19 protein-coding genes are annotated in these 19,755 nt (G+C 31.3%); all 19 read left to right on the forward strand.

Features of this window, described 5'->3' with window-relative positions; genetic code table 11:
* The first annotated feature begins 271 nt into the window (after nt 1–271).
* The 19 genes from NST87_RS06805 (at nt 272) to nth (ending at nt 19,754) form a co-directional block, all read left to right on the forward strand.
* A complete protein-coding gene (locus NST87_RS06805) occupies nt 272–829 on the forward strand; it encodes a heptaprenyl pyrophosphate synthase subunit A (protein ID WP_071560132.1) in 558 nt (185 codons plus the stop codon).
* A 17-nt stretch (nt 830–846) separates the two neighbouring features.
* Nucleotides 847–1,548 carry a demethylmenaquinone methyltransferase gene (locus tag NST87_RS06810; protein WP_026034781.1) on the forward strand — a complete coding sequence of 234 codons (702 nt, stop codon included), beginning with the start codon at nt 847–849 and terminating at the stop codon, nt 1,546–1,548.
* Nucleotides 1,549–1,573: 25 nt separating this feature from the next.
* Complete coding sequence (locus NST87_RS06815) at nt 1,574–2,527, forward strand: polyprenyl synthetase family protein (RefSeq protein WP_071560144.1); 954 nt, start codon at nt 1,574–1,576, stop codon at nt 2,525–2,527.
* A gap of 124 nt (nt 2,528–2,651) precedes the next feature.
* The gene (ndk, locus tag NST87_RS06820; RefSeq protein WP_019468918.1) at nt 2,652–3,101 is read left to right on the forward strand and encodes a nucleoside-diphosphate kinase; all 450 of its coding nucleotides are present in this window, start codon (nt 2,652–2,654) and stop codon (nt 3,099–3,101) included.
* Nucleotides 3,102–3,487: 386 nt separating this feature from the next.
* Complete coding sequence (gene aroC / locus NST87_RS06825) at nt 3,488–4,654, forward strand: chorismate synthase (RefSeq protein ID WP_019468919.1); 1,167 nt, start codon at nt 3,488–3,490, stop codon at nt 4,652–4,654.
* Between the two features lie 37 nt (nt 4,655–4,691).
* The gene (gene aroB / locus NST87_RS06830) at nt 4,692–5,759 is read left to right on the forward strand and encodes a 3-dehydroquinate synthase (RefSeq protein ID WP_135879122.1); all 1,068 of its coding nucleotides are present in this window, start codon (nt 4,692–4,694) and stop codon (nt 5,757–5,759) included.
* 9 nt (nt 5,760–5,768) lie between these two features.
* Nucleotides 5,769–7,067, forward strand: coding sequence for a 3-phosphoshikimate 1-carboxyvinyltransferase (gene aroA / locus NST87_RS06835; protein ID WP_040029881.1), 1,299 nt, complete (start codon nt 5,769–5,771; stop codon nt 7,065–7,067).
* Between the two features lie 3 nt (nt 7,068–7,070).
* Nucleotides 7,071–8,318 (forward strand): tetratricopeptide repeat protein, encoded by a 1,248-nt coding sequence (locus tag NST87_RS06840; protein WP_071560129.1) that lies wholly within the window; start codon nt 7,071–7,073, stop codon nt 8,316–8,318.
* 21 nt (nt 8,319–8,339) lie between these two features.
* On the forward strand, nt 8,340–8,900 hold the full coding sequence (locus NST87_RS06845) for a YpiB family protein (protein WP_019468923.1): 561 nt from the start codon (nt 8,340–8,342) through the stop codon (nt 8,898–8,900).
* A gap of 4 nt (nt 8,901–8,904) precedes the next feature.
* Complete coding sequence (locus NST87_RS06850; RefSeq protein ID WP_019468924.1) at nt 8,905–9,507, forward strand: DUF1405 domain-containing protein; 603 nt, start codon at nt 8,905–8,907, stop codon at nt 9,505–9,507.
* A 37-nt stretch (nt 9,508–9,544) separates the two neighbouring features.
* Nucleotides 9,545–10,240 carry a zinc metallopeptidase gene (locus NST87_RS06855; RefSeq protein ID WP_019468925.1) on the forward strand — a complete coding sequence of 232 codons (696 nt, stop codon included), beginning with the start codon at nt 9,545–9,547 and terminating at the stop codon, nt 10,238–10,240.
* A 319-nt stretch (nt 10,241–10,559) separates the two neighbouring features.
* Nucleotides 10,560–10,877: a nucleotide pyrophosphohydrolase gene (locus NST87_RS06860; RefSeq protein WP_019468926.1), complete on the forward strand. Its 318-nt coding sequence runs from the start codon at nt 10,560–10,562 to the stop codon at nt 10,875–10,877.
* A gap of 32 nt (nt 10,878–10,909) precedes the next feature.
* Nucleotides 10,910–12,058 (forward strand): N-acetyl-alpha-D-glucosaminyl L-malate synthase BshA, encoded by a 1,149-nt coding sequence (bshA, locus tag NST87_RS06865; protein ID WP_019468927.1) that lies wholly within the window; start codon nt 10,910–10,912, stop codon nt 12,056–12,058.
* Nucleotides 12,051–13,259 (forward strand): CCA tRNA nucleotidyltransferase, encoded by a 1,209-nt coding sequence (locus NST87_RS06870; protein WP_040029880.1) that lies wholly within the window; start codon nt 12,051–12,053, stop codon nt 13,257–13,259. The genes bshA and NST87_RS06870 overlap by 8 nt, the downstream gene beginning before the upstream one ends.
* Nucleotides 13,243–14,214, forward strand: a complete 972-nt coding sequence (locus NST87_RS06875; protein ID WP_019468929.1) for a biotin--[acetyl-CoA-carboxylase] ligase — start codon at nt 13,243–13,245, stop codon at nt 14,212–14,214. Before NST87_RS06870 ends, NST87_RS06875 begins: the two co-directional genes overlap by 17 nt.
* A 24-nt stretch (nt 14,215–14,238) precedes the next feature.
* Complete coding sequence (locus tag NST87_RS06880) at nt 14,239–16,938, forward strand: helicase C-terminal domain-containing protein (protein ID WP_040029879.1); 2,700 nt, start codon at nt 14,239–14,241, stop codon at nt 16,936–16,938.
* A gap of 94 nt (nt 16,939–17,032) precedes the next feature.
* On the forward strand, nt 17,033–18,325 hold the full coding sequence (gene asnS, locus NST87_RS06885; RefSeq protein WP_040029878.1) for an asparagine--tRNA ligase: 1,293 nt from the start codon (nt 17,033–17,035) through the stop codon (nt 18,323–18,325).
* Nucleotides 18,326–18,430: 105 nt separating this feature from the next.
* Complete coding sequence (locus tag NST87_RS06890) at nt 18,431–19,105, forward strand: DnaD domain-containing protein (protein WP_390325498.1); 675 nt, start codon at nt 18,431–18,433, stop codon at nt 19,103–19,105.
* Nucleotides 19,095–19,754: an endonuclease III gene (gene nth, locus NST87_RS06895; RefSeq protein WP_019468933.1), complete on the forward strand. Its 660-nt coding sequence runs from the start codon at nt 19,095–19,097 to the stop codon at nt 19,752–19,754. The genes NST87_RS06890 and nth overlap by 11 nt, the downstream gene beginning before the upstream one ends.
* Nucleotide 19,755 lies beyond the last annotated feature (1 nt).

Genomic DNA, 19,755 nt, shown 5'->3' on the forward strand with positions numbered 1-19,755 from the left:
TTTTAAACGCAAATAAAAATAGATTGTAAACTATGTCTCTTAATGGGGTATCATTCGATATGATGATATGATATTAAGAGCTTTTTAAAATAATTAAACATCAAATTAATATTTACAGTGATAATTAACAAAACATAATTCATTTCTTTGAATAATTTTTATTATTCATAAAATACATAAAACGTATATATTTATCAGTTTGAAAACCGTTGATTTTAATTTTCCTTATATAATGTTAATATGTATATTGATAATAACGTGAGGTGTGAACATGGAAACGACATTAAGTATTTTAGAAAAACAAATTACCCAACGCTTGAAAGGTATACATCATTATGACGCTATTTATATAAATGAAGTATTAGCAAAAATCCTTGATTCTTATGATATACCTGAAGATGCTAAATTAGCTTGCCTCACTATAGATACTGCGATGCGTCATTTAGATGAGGTTTCCAAAAATTTATCCTCTAAGAAAGCCATATTAATTGGTGATTTACTAAGCGCTCACTTTTATACATTATTAGCGAAGTTACATGATCCAATTTTTCAAAAGCAAATTAGTTTAGCGATTGTTGAAATAAACGAAATGAAATCCTCCATCCATAATGGAGTGATTCCAAAAGAAAAAATTGGACATTATATTTTAATGATAGAAAATAAATTTCCACTTATAACAATCAATCGATACGTACCAAATACAGAAACAGTAAATATAAACCAAAAATTATTAGCAAACTTATTAGAAAATCATCCTTCGTATTTAAAGAAATATTCAAAAGATGAATTAAATACATTTTTAGATGAAATTAAATCAGAAATTTATTAAAAAAGAGGTAATCAATGATGACAGATAATAAAGCAAAAAAAGAACAAGTCCATAACGTTTTTCAAAATATTTCTGGAAAGTATGATCGCTTAAATAACATCATTAGCTTTGAACAACATAAAACATGGAGAAAACGTGTAATGAAAGAAATGAATGTTAAAGACGGTAGCAAAGCATTAGATGTTTGTTGTGGTACAGCTGATTGGACCATCTCTTTAAGCAAAGCAGTCGGACCTTCTGGTGAAGTGATAGGTGTAGATTTTAGTGAAAACATGCTTGAAGTAGGGAAAAAGAAAACAACGGATATGCATAACATCCAACTTATTCATGGTGATGCAATGAATTTACCGTTTGAAGATAATGAATTTGATTATGTCACAATCGGCTTTGGTTTGCGTAATGTACCTGATTATCTAGCAACACTTAAGGAACTTAATAGAGTATTAAAGCCTGGTGGTATGGTTGTTTGTTTAGAAACAAGCCAGCCAACTGCACCAATATTCAAACAGTGTTATAAATTATATTTTAAATTTATTATGCCTATATTCGGTAAAATATTTGCGAAATCAAAAGATGAATATGAATGGTTACAACAATCCACTTTTGATTTTCCAGATAAAGAAAAATTGAAACGTTTATTTTCACAAGCAGGATTTAGTAATATAAAGGTACGTAGCTTCACTGGTGGCGTTGCAGCGATGCACCTAGGCTATAAATAAAATGAAACAACCAAAGGTGATGACTGTGTCAAAGTTAAATATGAATAATGAAATTAAAATAATTGAAAAACGATTAGAGGAAGCATTAATAAGTAAAGACCAAATCTTAGAAGATGCTTCTTATCATTTATTTTCATCAGGTGGTAAACGTGTAAGACCTGCCTTTGTAATATTAAGTAGTCAGTTTGGTGAAGAAATGAATGAAGACGTATATCGTGTAGCTGTTGCACTTGAATTAATACATATGGCTACTTTAGTACATGATGATGTCATTGATAAAAGTGATAAACGTCGAGGTAGCTTAACTATTGCTAAAAAGTGGGATCAAGATACTGCGATTCTTACTGGTAATTTTCTATTAGCAGTCGGTTTAGAATATATTTCAAATATAGAAGATAATCGAGTACATAAAGTGATATCAAGTGCTATTGTTGAAGTATGTATGGGTGAATTGTACCAATTTCAAGATCAATTTAATGCAAACCAAACAATTACAAATTATTTAAGAAGAATCAATCGCAAAACAGCCTTGCTCATACAATTATCAACAGAAGTTGGTGCAATTGCTTCACACGCCGATACTAAAACAGTTCGTAATTTAAAAATGATTGGACATTATATTGGGATGAGTTTTCAAATCGTAGATGATATTCTAGATTTTACTAGTTCTGAAAAAAAATTAGGAAAACCTGTAGGCAGTGATTTAATGAATGGCCACTTAACTTTACCAGTATTGTTAGAAATGCGTAAAAATCCTGAGTTCAAATCAAAAATCGAACAACTTAGTCCTAACAGTGATCAATCATTATTTGATGAATGTATTCAAACAATTAAACATTCTGATGTCATAAACCAATCGCAAGCAATCAGTGATAGATATTTAGATAAAGCCTTACATCTTATTGATCAGCTAGAAAGAGATGAAGCAAAACCTATATTTAAAAAAATAATTAAAAAAGTAGGAAAAAGAAACGGATAATTGTGTGAAAAGCATTGAAAGCGCTTAAATTAACTGTTAATATTATAATGTGCTTTAAGACATTATAATATTTTGTTTTATATTTTTATAAAACTTACATCATTAACAGGGGGATAAACACACAATGGAAAGAACATTTTTAATGATTAAACCGGACGCGGTTCAACGTAACTTGATAGGTGAAATCGTTTCACGTATCGAACGTAAAGGACTAAAACTTGTAGGCGCTAAACTAATGACGGTACCAAAATCGCTTGCAGAAGAACATTATGCCGAACATACAGACAAACCATTCTATGGTAATTTAATTGATTTTATTACATCTGCACCAGTATTTGCAATGGTTGTCGAAGGTGAAGATGCTGTACATATTGCACGTCACATTATTGGAGCAACAAATCCATCAGAAGCTACACCTGGTACAATTAGAGGAGACTTTGGTTTGACTGTAGGCAGAAACATTATTCACGGTTCAGATTCAGTAGAATCTGCTAATAAAGAAATCAAGCTTTGGTTTAACGCAGAAGAATTAAGTGATTTCACAGAATCACGTGAAGCTTGGTTATATGAATAATTGTCTTTGAATTAAACAAACTAATGCGAATAAAATGACATTCGTTATTAACTTTTAATACTTTCAACAATATAGATAAAAAACTGATACTTAAAACACGGTACTTGGTCGTGTGATTAAAATCAAAACACTTTCGTTGTATTCATAATAATATGAATTGATGCGAAAGTGTTTTTTCTATGGATAATAGTTGCAATTGCATTCTTTAGTGAAGTCGTTTAATATCTTAAGTTACTACTAAAATTGATCCAGATGTTATAGTTGAATGTAGGTAAATCTTATAAAGTTTAGTTATTTGAAATTTTTCTGTTAATTTGAACAAATGAATATGATAAGATAAGGAACATATAATCATTTAAAGTACTAAAGAACGGAGTGGGTAAATAATGAGATATTTAACTTCAGGAGAATCACATGGTCCACAGCTAACAGTAATTATTGAAGGTGTACCAGCAAATTTAGAAATTAATGTTGCAGATATAAATGAAGAAATGTTTAAGCGTCAAGGTGGTTATGGTAGAGGTAGACGCATGCAAATTGAAAAAGATAGTGTTGAAATTGTATCAGGTGTGCGAAATGGTTATACACTTGGGAGTCCAATCACGCTTATTGTCACAAATGATGATTTTAAACATTGGAGAAAAATAATGGGGGCTGACCCTATTAGCGATGAAGATCAAGAAAACATGAAACGTGTGATTACAAAACCACGTCCTGGACATGCAGATTTAATCGGTGGTATGAAATATAATCATAGAGACTTAAGAAATGTTTTAGAACGTTCTTCTGCTAGAGAAACTGCTGCCCGAGTAGCTGTTGGCGCTGTATCTAAAATATTACTTAAGCAACTCGATATTCATTTTTATAGTCGAGTAATGGAAATTGGTGGTATTAAAGATGATTTAGAGTATGATCTTGAAACGATTAAATCTAATATTGATAAAAATGATGTCCGTGTTATTAATGATGATATCGCTCAACAAATGAGAGATAAAATTGATGATGCTAAAAAGGCAGGAGATACTATTGGTGGTGTTGTGCAAACTGTTATTGAAGGTGTGCCAATTGGTATCGGCAGTTATGTCCATTATGATCGTAAATTAGATGGTAGAATTGCTCAAGGTGTCGTAAGTATCAATGCCTTTAAAGGTGTGAGTTTTGGAGAAGGATTTAAAGCGGCTGAAAAACCTGGTAGTGAAATACAAGACGAAATACTATATGATACAACCAATGGTTATTACAGAGGATCAAATCATTTAGGTGGATTTGAAGGTGGTATGTCTAATGGTATGCCTATTGTCGTCAATGGCGTTATGAAACCAATTCCAACACTATATAAACCTCTAAATTCAGTAGATATTAACACTAAAGAATCATTTAAAGCTTCTGTTGAACGTTCTGATAGTTGTGCTGTTCCAGCTGCAAGTGTTGTAGTAGAAAATGTTGTTGCATTTGAACTTGCAAAAGCACTATTAGAAGAATTCCAATGTAATCATATTGATCAATTAAAATCACAAATTGAAGAACGTCGCTTGTTAAATATAGAATACTAAGTTTTATTAAAATTTTAAAATTAGCCAGGTGATATCTATGAAATTACAAACTACGTATGAGACAAATAATTATCCCATCATCATAGAACATAACGCATTAAAGGATCTACGTCATTATATTGAAAATTATAAAGATATTGTACTTGTTGTTGATAGCGAAATCGCAAACAAATGGGATGACACATTAGAATTTATTACATCTGAATACGATGCACACAAGCTGATGGTTCCATCAGGTGAAACCACAAAATCTCTAGCTTATTATGCCGAAAGTATTGAAACATTATTGAATAAAAATTTGACCAGAAATACGTGTATCATTGCAGTAGGAGGGGGAGCTACAGGTGATTTCGCTGGATTTATAGCTTCTACCTTATTGAGAGGCGTTGATTTTATTCAGGTACCTACGACGATATTAGCACACGATTCTAGTGTTGGTGGTAAAGTGGGCATCAATTCGAAACACGGTAAGAATTTGATTGGTGCATTTTATAGACCAAATGCGGTTATCTATGATTTGAATTTTCTTTCGACACTCCCTTATACAGAAGTATTGAGTGGTTATGCTGAAGTATATAAACACGCATTATTAAATAGTGCGAACGCAGTACGGGATATTGAAGCGCATTTTTATAATAAAGCTACGTTAGCCTCATTAGATGAAATTGAATATTATCTTTTTAAGGGCATAGAGACTAAGTTAAATATCATTGTAAAAGATGAAAAAGAATCAAACGTTCGTAAATTTTTAAACTTAGGACATACTTTTGGTCACGCCGTTGAATATAAATTTAAAATACCACATGGTCATGCAGTAATGATTGGCATCCTCTTCCAATTTATTGTGTCAAATCATATTTTAAATCAAAATTTTAATATTTCACATTACATCAGTTATTTAAATTCTCTAGAGTATCCATTAAATATTATCAATACCTTCGATTTTGATCCACTTTATGAGTTGATGTTAAGAGATAAGAAGAATGATCAACAAGGGGTGCAGATGGTTTTATTAGAAGGATTAGGTAACCCTGTGGTTAAACATGTTGATAAATCCATATTATTAGAGAGTTTTAATGCATTACAAACATATATTAAAAAGTAGGTGGCATATTTGGTTATTAGTAAAACAATTGATATAAAAGGTCCTCTGATTGGAGATATAGAAGTTCCTGGAGATAAATCAATGACACATAGAGCTATTATTCTTAGCTCATTAGCATCTGGCAAATCAACGATATATAAACCATTACTTGGTGAAGATTGTATTCGTACAGTTGAAATTTTCCGTCTGCTTGGTGTGGAAATAGATATATTAGAAGATAAAATAGAAATTAATTCACCTGGATATAAATTTTTCCAAACACCACATCAAGTACTCTATACTGGTAATTCCGGAACAACTACACGCCTAGTTGCTGGATTATTGTGTGGTCTTGGTATTGAAACAGTGCTATCAGGTGATGCTTCAATTGGAAAAAGGCCTATGGATCGAATTATGAAACCCTTAACCTTAATGAATGCAGATATTTCAGGTGTGAATAATAATTATACACCTTTAATAATCAAACCTGCTCAAATTAAAGGCATAGCATACCAAATGGAAGTCGCAAGTGCTCAAGTTAAAAGCGCAATATTATTTGCAAGCTTATTTGCAAACGAACAAACGACTATTTCTGAAATCGGTATTACGCGTGATCATACAGAAACGATGTTTGAACATTATCAAATTCCAATCACTACCAATGATAAAACGATTGAATTACCAGCAAATAGTATCGAACATATTACTGCCACTGATTTTCATGTACCTGGTGATATTTCTTCAGCTGCATATTTCATTGTTGCTGGCTTGATAACACCAGGCAGTGATATTACAATTCACAATGTTGGCATAAATCCAACACGTTCAGGTATTATTGATATCGTGACACAAATGGGTGGAAATATAACTTTATTCAATCAAACTAATGGTTCAGAACCTACCGCTTCAATACGTATACAGTATACGCCAAACATGAAACCTATTCATATCGAAGGTGATTTAGTACCTAGAGCAATTGATGAATTACCAGTTATTGCCTTACTTTGTACTCAAGCAAATGGCACAAGTATTATAAAAGAAGCGGAAGAATTAAAGGTCAAAGAAACAAATCGTATTGATACTACAGCAAACATGTTGAATTTATTAGGCTTTACATTGCAACCAACAAGTGATGGTATGATTATACATCCATCAAGATTGGAACAAACTGCCACAGTGGATAGTTTTACTGATCACCGTATTGGAATGATGCTTGCTGTAACTTCTTTATTAACCGATGATACATTAACGATTGATCAATTTGATGCAGTCAATGTTTCCTTCCCAGGTTTCTTAGCTAAATTTAAACAATTAGAAAAAGAGGGATAAAGTATGGAAGATATCTATAAACTTATAGATGATATCAACTTACAAAAACTAGACAACTTAGATACACGTGTAAATGACGCGTTAAGTTCTCCAAAAGATGATGCACTCTTTATACTTGGTGAAACACTATATAATTATGGATTAATGCCGCAAGGCCTTGAGGTGTTTCGTACACTTTATCATAAATATCCAGATGAAAGTGAACTGTTAATTTATTTTATTGAAGGGCTGATTGCGGAAGATCAAACGGATGAAGCATTAGAATATTTAAGTACTGTTGAACTTTCTACGGAACGTTTGATGTTAGAAGCAGATTTGTACCAACAATTAAATATGCTAGAAGTAGCTATTGATAAATTAGTAGAAGCTATTGATATTGAACCGAACGACCCAATCATCCATTTCGCATTGGCAGAATTACTTTATTTTGATGGACAATATTTACGCGCTACTTCGGAATATGAAACGGTACTAGAAACGGGAGAATATCAGATCAATAATGTTAATTTATTCTCACGTTTAGCTGATTGTAGCTTGCAAAGTGGAAATTATAGCGATGCAATTACGATGTTTGATGAAATCAGTGATGATGAAATGGATTCAGAAAGTTACTTCAAAAAAGCGATTGCTTATGAAAAAAATGATTTAACACAAGAAGCGATCAAATTAGTACAAACGCTATTATCAAAAGATCCAGATTTCCTACAAGGCTATTTTTATCTACAACAATTGTATGAAAACGAGCACAATCACGCGGATGCCATTGAAATTGGTAAAGAAGGGCTGCGATTGAGTCAATTTTATAAAGAATTAATGGTATCAACAGGGAGTATTCAAATCGAACACGGAGATGCTAATGAAGGTGTTCAATTACTACTACAAGCCTTAGATGTAGACAATGCTTATCAGGAACCATTTTTAATCTTAAGTGATTTCTATAGACAAGAAGAAGATTACGATTCAATTATTGGCTTACTACAATATGCAGATGAAGAAGATTTAGATCCAGTATTTATGTGGCATTTAGCACATGCACTAGGCCAAGAAGAGCGAGATAAAGAAGCCCAACATTTCTTTGAATTAGCTTATCCAACTATGAGAACGCAATCAGCATTTTTAAGTGATTATTATTTCTATTTAGTTGAAATTGGTTATATAGAACAAGCTCAACAAATCTTAAAACAATTACTGGAAATAGATCCATCTAATGAAACATGGCATGATGAAGCTGAGAGATTGCAATCATTCTAAAAAGTAAGGAAGGTGAGCACATTGACTGATACCTTACAACAAGTAAAAGCAAGTTTTATAGAATACGTATTATTCCAATATCGATTTAAATCTCGAATTAGTGTATGGGTATTAAATTTGATAAAATCCTCACCTGAATTATTACAAAAAATATACTTTGTAGATGAGCAAATTCCTAGTCATAATACTTTAGAAATTTCTGCAGTGAATACAGACAATATCGCCATAAAACTTAAAGTGCAGAATCAACAATATATTAACAATGAAAAAATATTTGACTATATCGCAAATCAAAACATCTATTTTGATATCAAATTATATTTAAATAATGAAGGTTCAAGAGATACAAGATTAGATGAATTATTGTTAACACAATTACTTCATTCTCCTTATTATGCTATATATATTCAAGACATTTATGGCTTGCCATTATCAAAACAAAGTGAATCATCTATTATCAAATATTTACAAGACAATATTGACTTAAGTTTACAATTACAAGATAAAGCTTTATTTTATCAATTATCTCAAATCCTTAATACATTTAAGTTGAGGAATCTTAATACATTATCGAAGGATTGACTATATGAACATTTATTCGCTTTGGCAACTTATCATTTATAATAAAGGGATGCTATATTTCTTATTAATATGTAATTTATTGGGAACGATTTATGGGTATATTTGGTATGGTTCACAAATGAGTCTTACACCATGGTATTTTATACCTTTTGTACCTGATAGTCCGACTGCATCATTATTTTTATGTATTGCTATTCTAGGGTTAATTGTTAACCAAAACATACCAATCATTGAAGCACTTGCTTTTGTCACATTAATCAAATATGGTGTATGGGCTGTAATTATGAATATTATTCTATTTATCCAATATGACATGATTACAATTACAGGTTGTATGCTGATACTTTCCCACGGCATTATGGCCATTGAAGCTTTTATATTTTATCCAAGATTTAAAGTGACTATGTTTTCGTTTTTCGTAGCGATGATATGGGTGTTCCATAATGACATTATCGATTATGTATTCATGCAATATCCATTTTATGATTTTATTGAAAGTCACATTGGGGCAATTGCATACTTAGCATTTTGGTTAAGTGTCATACCTTTAGTTTTATATTTAAGTTTAACTCTATTTAAAAAAGATAAAATATTTGACCATTATTAACGTCCACAGTAAAATGTTTATAAAGGAGTGAGGATTTTTGTCTTTTATTTATATGATTATATACTTTGTTATCTTAATGGTTCTGCCTCTATGGGCACAACACAAGGTTAAATCTAACTATGAAAAGTATTCTCAAGTAAGATCAACAAGTGGAAAAACAGGGCGTGAAGTAGCGCTTGAAATACTCCATTCAAATGGAATTTATGATGTAGATGTTGTCGAAGGTAAAGGATTTCTAACAGATCACTACGATCCTAGTAAAAAGGTACTTGTCTTATCACCAGCGAACTTCAATAGACCTTCTGTAGCTGGAACAGCAATAGCTGCCCATGAAGTAGGTCATGCTATCCAGCATGCTCAGGGTTACTTCTTCTTAAGGTTTAGAACATCATTAGTACCTTTAGCAAATATTGGTAGTTCTTTAGGTTACATGGCAGTGTTTGCTGGTATTGTTTTAACTAGTTTACAGAGTACATTGGGTTCAACTGCACTTTGGATTGGCGTTGCATTAATGTCATTTGCAGTACTTTTCTCAATTGTTACCTTACCAGTCGAATTTGATGCCAGTAGTAGAGCAATGAAACAAATCAAAAGTTTAGATATTGTTAATGAAAAAGAATATCGACATGCGAAAAAAGTATTATCTGCTGCTGCAATGACATACGTTGCATCAACTGCTGTAGCATTAGCAGAACTTGCACGTTTCATTTTAATCGCTAGATCAAGTGAATAATTTGGCCATGGGCATAGAACAGGAATCTAATTGATTTCTTCTTTTACTGTGGTAAGAATGACAATATTAGCAAAAGAGGTTGAGACAATAAATTTGTCCAGCCTCTTTTTTATGCTTGCAATAATTATCTTTTAATATAAATATTCATTATGTTCATTTTTTGTAAGGTTTATTATTATATGCTTTATGTGTATCATATTATCATTATATTCAATGCTCAGTTAACAATGAATAGCGTATAAAGGTTGCAGGAATAATGCATGAATCATAGAATTAGTCTATACTATAAAAGAAACTGTAAGAATGAGAGGCGTTTATCATGAAATCAATGAAAGATATGCAAATCGAAGTAGATGACTATATAAATCAATTTAAAACAGGCTACTTTTCACCTCTAGCAAATCTCGCAAGGTTATCAGAAGAAGTGGGCGAATTATCAAGAGAAATTAATCACTTTTATGGTGAAAAAAAGAAAAAAGATAGTGAAGCAGCAAACACAGTAAAAGCAGAACTTGGAGATAATTTATTTGTGCTACTATGTATTGCTAATTCTTTAGATATAGACATGACGGAAAGCTTTAATGAAACAATGGATAAATTTAATACACGTGATAAAAATCGTTTTGAAAGAAAATAGATTGACATTGATTAAGAAAGGATGTGCCACCTATGAAAATAGGAATTACATGTTACCCATCTATGGGTGGTTCTGGTATTATCGCTACTGAATTGGGTATCAAGTTAGCAGAAAGAGGACATGATATCCATTTTATAACATCAAATATACCTTTTAGAATTAGAAAACCATTACCAAATATTACATTTCATCAAGTTGAAGTGAATCAATATGCTGTGTTCCAATATGCACCTTATGATATCACCTTAAGTACAAAAATCGCTGAAGTAATCAATGAGTATGACTTAGATCTATTACATATGCATTATGCGGTACCACATGCTGTTTGTGGTATCTTAGCAAAACACATGTCAGGTAAAGATATTAAAATAATGACCACTTTACATGGCACTGATATTACTGTATTGGGATATGACCATTCATTAAAAAATGCGATTAAATTTGGTATAGAAGGTAGTGATATAGTAACAAGCGTAAGTAAATCACTAGCCGAACAAACAACTGATATTATTGAAACTGATAAAGCTATTATTCCAATTTATAATTTCGTTAGAGAAAATGAATTTCCTACAAAACATTCATTACCGACTGAATCTGATATCAAATTAAAAGCTTGTTACGGGATAAAACCTGAAGAAAAAGTGGTTATTCACGTTTCTAATTTTAGAGCCGTCAAACGTATTGATACAGTTATTGAAACTTTCGCAAAGATACACCAGCAATTGCCATCAAAACTTATTTTATTAGGTGATGGTCCTCAATTAATGGATATGAAAACAAAGGCACGTGAATTAAATATTGAAGATTCCGTGCTATTTTTAGGTAAGCAAAATTGGGTAAGTGAATTTTATCAAATATCAGATATAGTATTATTATTAAGTGAAAAGGAAAGTTTTGGTCTTACATTACTAGAAGCAATGAAATCAGGTGTACTTCCAGTGGGCTCAACTGCTGGAGGCATCAAGGAAGTAATTAAACATAATCAAACAGGTTTTCTAGTAGATGTCGGAGATAGTGAGAAAGCTAGTACGTATGCCTTACAATTGTTGAAAGATGATCAGCTTTATAAAAAAATGCAGCAGCAAATGTTGAAAGATGTTGCTGAACGTTTTTCTTCAGATTTAATTGCTGATCAATATGAATATTATTATAAAAAAATGTTAGAGGGTAATCATGACTAAAACATTATTCGAACAAGCAAAACCAATTTTAAAAACTTTACAATCTAATCAGTATCAAGCGTATTTTGTTGGGGGATCTGTCAGAGATTATCTAATGCATAAAACAATACACGATATCGATATTACTACGAGTGCAACACCTGAAGAAGTAGAAGCTATTTTTGAAAAGACAATTCCTATAGGTAGAGAACATGGTACAATCAATGTCGTTTATAATGGGGAACATTATGAAGTAACGACTTTTCGTGCAGAAGGTGATTATGATGATCATCGTAGACCTAACGAAGTATTTTTTGTGCGTGAATTATATGAGGATGTTAAAAGACGTGATTTTACAATGAATGCAATAGCCATGGACGCCGATTTTCATATTCATGACTATTTTAATGGGCAACAAGATATAAAAAATCGCATAATCAGAACTGTAGGTAATGCACAAGAACGTTTTAATGAGGATGCATTAAGAATCATTCGAGGGTTACGTTTTCAATCACAATTAGGATTCTCACTAGAAAATGAAACTTTTTACGGTATGCAATCACACATCAATGATATTGAACATTTATCCATTGAACGTATCGTGGTTGAGTTAAAGAAACTTACTTCTGGTAAGTATGTAGCCAATAGTTTTGAAAACTTACAACGTTTGAATGCATTTAATTACATTCCTTTTTTTAAACATTATAATCTAAATAATTTTATTTTGGATGAAGCCATTCCTTTCACTTTACTAGTAGCGTTATTGAAAGTACAGCAACCTTCAATAAAAGGCAATCTTAATGATCTGAAAATCAGTAATAATGACAAAAAATATATAAGCAAGTTAGAAAAGTTACTCAATCAATTACCCAATATTAAATCAAAATCAGACTTTAAAATACTTATTTATGATTATGGGGAGCAAGATATACAATCCATATTAAATTATATGGATTTACACATAAAAAACCATTTACCCTCTTTTTCACCACTCATTATAAATACACAGTCTGTAAAAGAAGTATCAAAACAACTACCAATTCAATCGAGAAAAGATATTGATATTAATGGTAAAGTTATCCTTGAGGCAGTGAATAAACAAAGCGGTCCTTGGCTAAAAACGATATTGAGAGATATTGAGCTTGCGATTATCGATGGAGATGTTCAAAATATTAAATCAGAACTCATTAGGTGGGTGAAATCACATGTCGAAATACAGTAAAGACGTTATTCAAATCTTATATACAAATCAAGATGAATATATTTCTGGTCAATTTATCGCTGAACATCTTGCAATTTCTCGCACAGCAGTCAAAAAAGTAATCGATCAACTTAAGCAAGAAGGATGCGAAATTGAATCAATTAACCATAAAGGACATCGCTTAATTGAACTACCTGATAAATGGTATAGTGGGATTGTAGAACCTTTAATCGATGAACAAAAAATGTTTGATCATGTAGAGGTAATAACGCAAATAGATTCCACACAGTTACTCGCTAAGCAGAAATTAGTTGGCAATACAGATACTTTTTTAATTTTAAGTGATGAACAAACGAAAGGAAAAGGCCGTTTCAACAGGCCGTGGGATTCATCACGTGGTAAAGGGTTATGGATGTCTATTGTGCTGCGACCAAAAGTGCCATTTGAAATGATAACGAAATTTAATTTGTTTATGGCATTGGGTATCAGAGATACAATGCAACAATTTAGTAAAGAAAGCGTTACTATAAAATGGCCGAACGATATTTACATTGATGGAAAAAAAGCTTGTGGCTTTTTGACAGAAATGGTGGCTAATAGTGATGGTATAGAAGCGGTTATATGTGGTATAGGCATAAACATGAATCACTTGGCTGAAGACTTTCAAGGCGAGTTACAGTTAAAAGCTACGAGCCTGAGAATACATGCTAACCAAAAAATACATCGTTATCATTTTTTAGAACAATTAATAAATCAAATTGAAAAGCGTTATCACCAATTCTTAACCCAGCCATTTTCTACTATACGAAACGAATATATTGAAGCTTCAAATATTTGGAATAGAACTCTAAAATTCACTGAAAATGCGCAACAATTTCAAGGTAAAGCTATAGATATTGATGAAGATGGCTATTTGATCGTCATAGATGACCAACAGATACAACACAAACTCATGAGTGCAGATATAGAACTTTAAATTATAAGAAAAGGAGGAATGAATATGACACAACCTTGTTACGCTGTTGTTGATTTAGAAACGACGGGTAATCAATTAGATTATGATGAAATTATTCAAATTGGTATTACTTTCGTTCGTGATAATAAAATAATTGGCACCTATCACTCTATGGTGAAAACAGATTTAGAAATTCCTCCTTTTATTCAAGCATTAACCTCAATTGAAGAAGAAATGCTAAATCAATCACCATATTTTCATGAAATTGCTGACGATATCTCTAAGCAACTTGAAGGTTGCATCTTTGTAGCACATAACGTGACTTTCGACTTAAATTTTATCAAAAAATCGTTTAAAAATTGCAATATCAAATATAAGCCTAAAAAGGTATTAGATACATTAGAGTTGTTTAAAGTCGCTTTCCCAACAGATAAAAGTTACCAATTAAGTGAATTAGCAGAATCGCATGGAATTACATTAAATAATGCTCACCGTGCAGATGAAGATGCTGCAACGACGGCACAACTCATGATCCTTGCTTTTAATAAATTTGAAGCGCTTCATTTAGACACTTTAAAGCAGCTTTATTATTTAAGTAAAAATTTAAAGTATGATTTACATGATATTCTTTTTGAAATGGCTCGAAACCATAATCATGAACCTCTAAATGAAGACTTCGACCAATTTGAACAGATTATTTATAAAAAACAAAAAGATTTTAAGGCACCTACTGCAAATTTTGATGGAACCTTAAAAGATCTATATACAGGTATTACTGAAAAATTAAATTTAACATATAGACCACAACAATTATATTTAGCCGAAATTATATTAGAACAATTGATGCATAGTGAAAAGGCTATGATTGAAGCGCCGTTAGGAAGTGGCAAATCATTTTCCTATCTATTAGCATCATTAATGTATAATATACAAACAGGGAAACATGTAATGATTTCTACAAATACAAAATTATTACAAAGTCAATTGTTGGAAAAAGATATACCTGCTCTAAAATCAGCTTTAAATTTTAAAATAAATGCTTCATTAATCAAAAGTAAAAGAGACTATATTTCTTTAGGATTAATCAGTCAAATTTTGAAAGATGAATCTAATAATTACGAAGTAAGTATTTTAAAAATGCAATTATTGATTTGGATTACAGAAACGCATACTGGAGATATTCAAGAGTTAGATTTAAAAGGCGGTCAGAAAATGTATTACGAACAAAAGTTAGAAACTTATGTTCCAGTGCGTAATGACATTAATTATTTTAACTTTATTAAACGCAACGCAAAAAATATTCAAATCGGTATTACTAATCATGCGCATTTAATTCACGCTTCACATGATAATACAATTTATCAATTATTTGATGATTGTATTATTGACGAAGCACATAGATTACCTGACTACGCTTTAAATCAAGTTACGAATGAGTTAAGCTATTCTGATGTTAAGTATCAATTAGGACTGATAGGTAAAACTGAAAACGAAAAATTGCTTGCAGCTATCGACTATTTAGAACAACAACGTATACTTGAAAAGTTAGATATACCACCAATCGATGTTTTTGGTCTTAAAACAAATATCAATGAAATACATGATTTAAATGAACAATTGTTTAGCACTATGTTTAATAGCATCCAACAATCAGAAATACATGATGATGAAGTGCATAAAGTTCATTTTGTATATCATTTCGATGTAACGCCGATTTTGAATGATTTGCATGCCATTATTCATAAATTAAATATGACTTTAGAATTCTTTAATGGTATGAGCCATAAAACAATTAAAACAGTAAGAAAACAATTACTTTATATCAATGATAAATTTAGAGCAATTGAAACTAGTTTGAAAAATAATCATATTAGTTATTTGTCTATTAAAAATATTAATCAAAAATCTACAATAAAATTAAATGTCAAAGATTATGATGTGAAGGAAATACTAACAAAACAAGTATTAGATAAATTTAATGCGCTAACATTTATTTCAGGTACATTAACCTTTAATCATTCATTTGAAAATTTCAATCAGTGGTTTAATAAAGATATCGATTTTAATACTTATGAACTTGATACTAATACAGTATCTTCAAACCAGACAACAGTATTTATACCAAATGATATCGCTTCATATAATTATAAAAATATCGATGATTATGTGAGTTCTATTGTTAATTATGTTATAGAATATACAACAGTCGTTGAATCAAAATGTTTAATTCTTTTCACTAGTTATAAGATGATGCATATGGTACAGGAACTCTTGAATGAATTACCTGAATTTGAAGATTATGTAATACTCACGCAACAACAAAATCAAAACTATAAAATAGTTCAACAATTCAACAGTTTTTCTAAAGCTATATTATTAGGGACTGGAACATTTTTTGAAGGGTTTGATTTTCAATCAAATGGTATCAAATGCGTGATGATCACAAAACTACCGTTCATGAATCATAATAATACCAAATATTGGTTAATGGAATCTGAATTCACCTCCACATTCAAAGATTTTGTATTACCCGATGCTGTTACGCGTTTCAGACAGGGGTTAGGTAGACTTATTCGAAATGAACAAGATAAAGGCATAATCGTATCCTTTGATGATCGTTTAATTAAAAGTAATTACAAACAATTCTTTGAACAATCATTAGAAAGTTATCGCCAAAAAAAGGGTGATATAAAACAATTTTCAAGCTTACTTAAAAAAATTAAAAAAGAGACAATACATCATTAAAAGTTAACGCGCGCAACTAGAAGTTGTATCTTGATTTTGTTAAAATGTATAAGGATTAATAAAAGAAGACTACAAAAATATTAGGAGTTTGGTTATGAAAACAACGATAAAAGAAGCAAAACATTATATTAACCAAGAAGTAACGATAGGTGCTTGGTTAACGAATAAACGTTCAAGTGGTAAAATTGCATTCTTGCAGTTAAGAGATGGTACTGGCTTTATGCAAGGTGTCGTAGTAAAAGCTGATGTAGACGAAGATACTTTTCAATTAGCTAAGGATATTACGCAAGAAACTTCATTATATATTACTGGCATTATCTCAGAAGATAATCGTTCTGACTTAGGTTATGAAATGCAAGTAAAATCTATTGAAATCATCGCAGAAGCACATGATTATCCAATCACACCTAAAAACCATGGTACAGAATTCTTAATGGATCACCGTCACCTTTGGTTACGTTCAAAAAAACAACATGCAGTTATGAAAATAAGAAACGAAATTATTCGTGCAACTTATGAATTCTTTAATAATACTGGTTTTACCAAAATAGATCCACCTATTTTAACAGCTAGTGCACCAGAAGGCACAAGTGAACTATTCCATACTAAATATTTTGATCAAGATGCCTTTTTATCTCAAAGTGGCCAGCTCTATTTAGAAGCAGCTGCAATGGCTCATGGTAAAGTATTTTCATTTGGACCAACATTCCGTGCAGAAAAATCTAAAACACGTCGTCATTTAATTGAATTTTGGATGATAGAAGCTGAAAAAGCATTTTGTAATCATAACGAAAGCTTAGAAATTCAAGAGCAATATGTAGCTCACGTTGTTAAATCAGTACTTGAAAATTGCAAATTAGAATTAAATATTTTAGAACGTGATACTGAAAAGCTAGAAAAAGTTGCAACTCCTTTCCCACGCATCACATATGATGATGCAGTTGAATTCTTGAAAGAACAAGGTTTTGATGACATTGAATGGGGCGAAGATTTCGGTGCACCTCATGAAACTGCAATTGCAAATCATTACGATTTACCTGTATTTATTACAAATTATCCAACAAAAATCAAACCATTCTATATGCAACCAAATCCTGATAATGAGGATACTGTGTTGTGTGCAGATTTAATCGCACCTGAAGGATATGGTGAAATAATTGGTGGTTCTGAACGTATTAATGACCTTGCATTATTAGAACAACGTATCAATGAATTTGAATTAGATGCTGAAAGTTATAGTTACTATTTAGATTTACGTCGTTATGGCAGTGTACCTCATAGCGGGTTCGGATTAGGACTTGAAAGAACAGTTGCATGGTTATCAGGTGTAGAACATGTTCGTGAAACTGCACCATTCCCTCGTTTATTAAATCGTCTATATCCATAATATTATCAATACAAGTAACTACCGAAGCTACGTCCAGTCTATTTTATGGCTGGACTTTTTTATAATATTTATACAAGATAAGGAGGGGTGTATTTGAATATAGATATGCTAAAGAGTAGACCTGTTGTAATTCACAAAGAATTACTAGATCACTATAATGAATTAGGTATCAATGAGCGTGAATTAGTAATTTTGATAAAATTGATTCATGCCTCGGAAATGACCAATAAACAACCATCCATTGAATCTTTACAAAAAGGAACTTCACTAGATTCCAGAGAAATTACTGCCATTATACAAAACCTTATTCAACGCGATTTATTAGAATTAAACGTTAACAAAGATGAAGAAGGCAAATTCACTGAATATATGAATCTCGATCAGTTTTATTATAAACTAAATGATATTATGCAACATGTTAATGATAATAATGATCAAAAACAAACTGAACTTGAATTCAATAAGCTTTTTCAACAAATTGAACAAGCTTTTGGTAGACCGTTATCACCATATGAAATTGAGACATTAAACCAATGGTTAGATGTAGATAAACACGACTTAAGTGTGATTCAAGCAGCTTTAGACGAGGCAGAAAGTCAAAACAAAATGAGCTTTAAATATATTGATAAAATTCTATTAAATTGGAAAAAAAATAATGTGAAAACCATTGAAGATTCCAAAAAAATAAGCCGACAGTTTAACCAACCTAAAATGAAACACACAGTAAAAAAAGTGCCTAAATTTGATTGGCTAAATGAGGAGAATCAAGATGATAAGTAATAAAAAAGCTTTAGAAATGATTGACGTCATTGCGAATATGTTCCCAAACGCTGAATGCGAACTTGTACATGATAACCCATTTGAATTAACAATTGCAGTGTTATTATCAGCACAAACTACAGATATTTCTGTAAATAAACTCACTAAAAATCTTTTTAAAAAGTATAAAACACCTGAAGATTATCTAAATGTAGATATCTCAGAATTAGAAAATGATCTTCGTACTATTGGCTTATATAGAAATAAAGCTAAAAATATCCAAAAATTATGTGCATCATTATTAAATAAATTTGATGGCGTAATTCCTCAAACACATGCAGAACTTGAAAGTCTAGCTGGAGTGGGGCGTAAAACAGCAAATGTAGTGATGAGTGTTGCTTTTAATGAACCTTCGCTTGCAGTAGATACACATGTAGAACGTGTAGCTAAACGATTAGGTATTTGTAGGTGGAAAGATAATGTTAGACAAGTTGAAGATAAATTATGCAAAGTAGTACCTAGAGAACGTTGGAATAAAACGCATCATCAACTTATTTTCTTTGGACGCTATCACTGTTTAGCACGTAGCCCTAAATGTGATATATGTCCCTTATTTAATGAATGTAGAGAAGGGCAAAAAAGATATAAAGCCAGTTTGAAAGAAGTGTGAC

This window comes from Staphylococcus sp. FSL W8-0271 (assembly GCF_038006605.1).
GTDB lineage: Bacteria > Bacillota > Bacilli > Staphylococcales > Staphylococcaceae > Staphylococcus > Staphylococcus cohnii.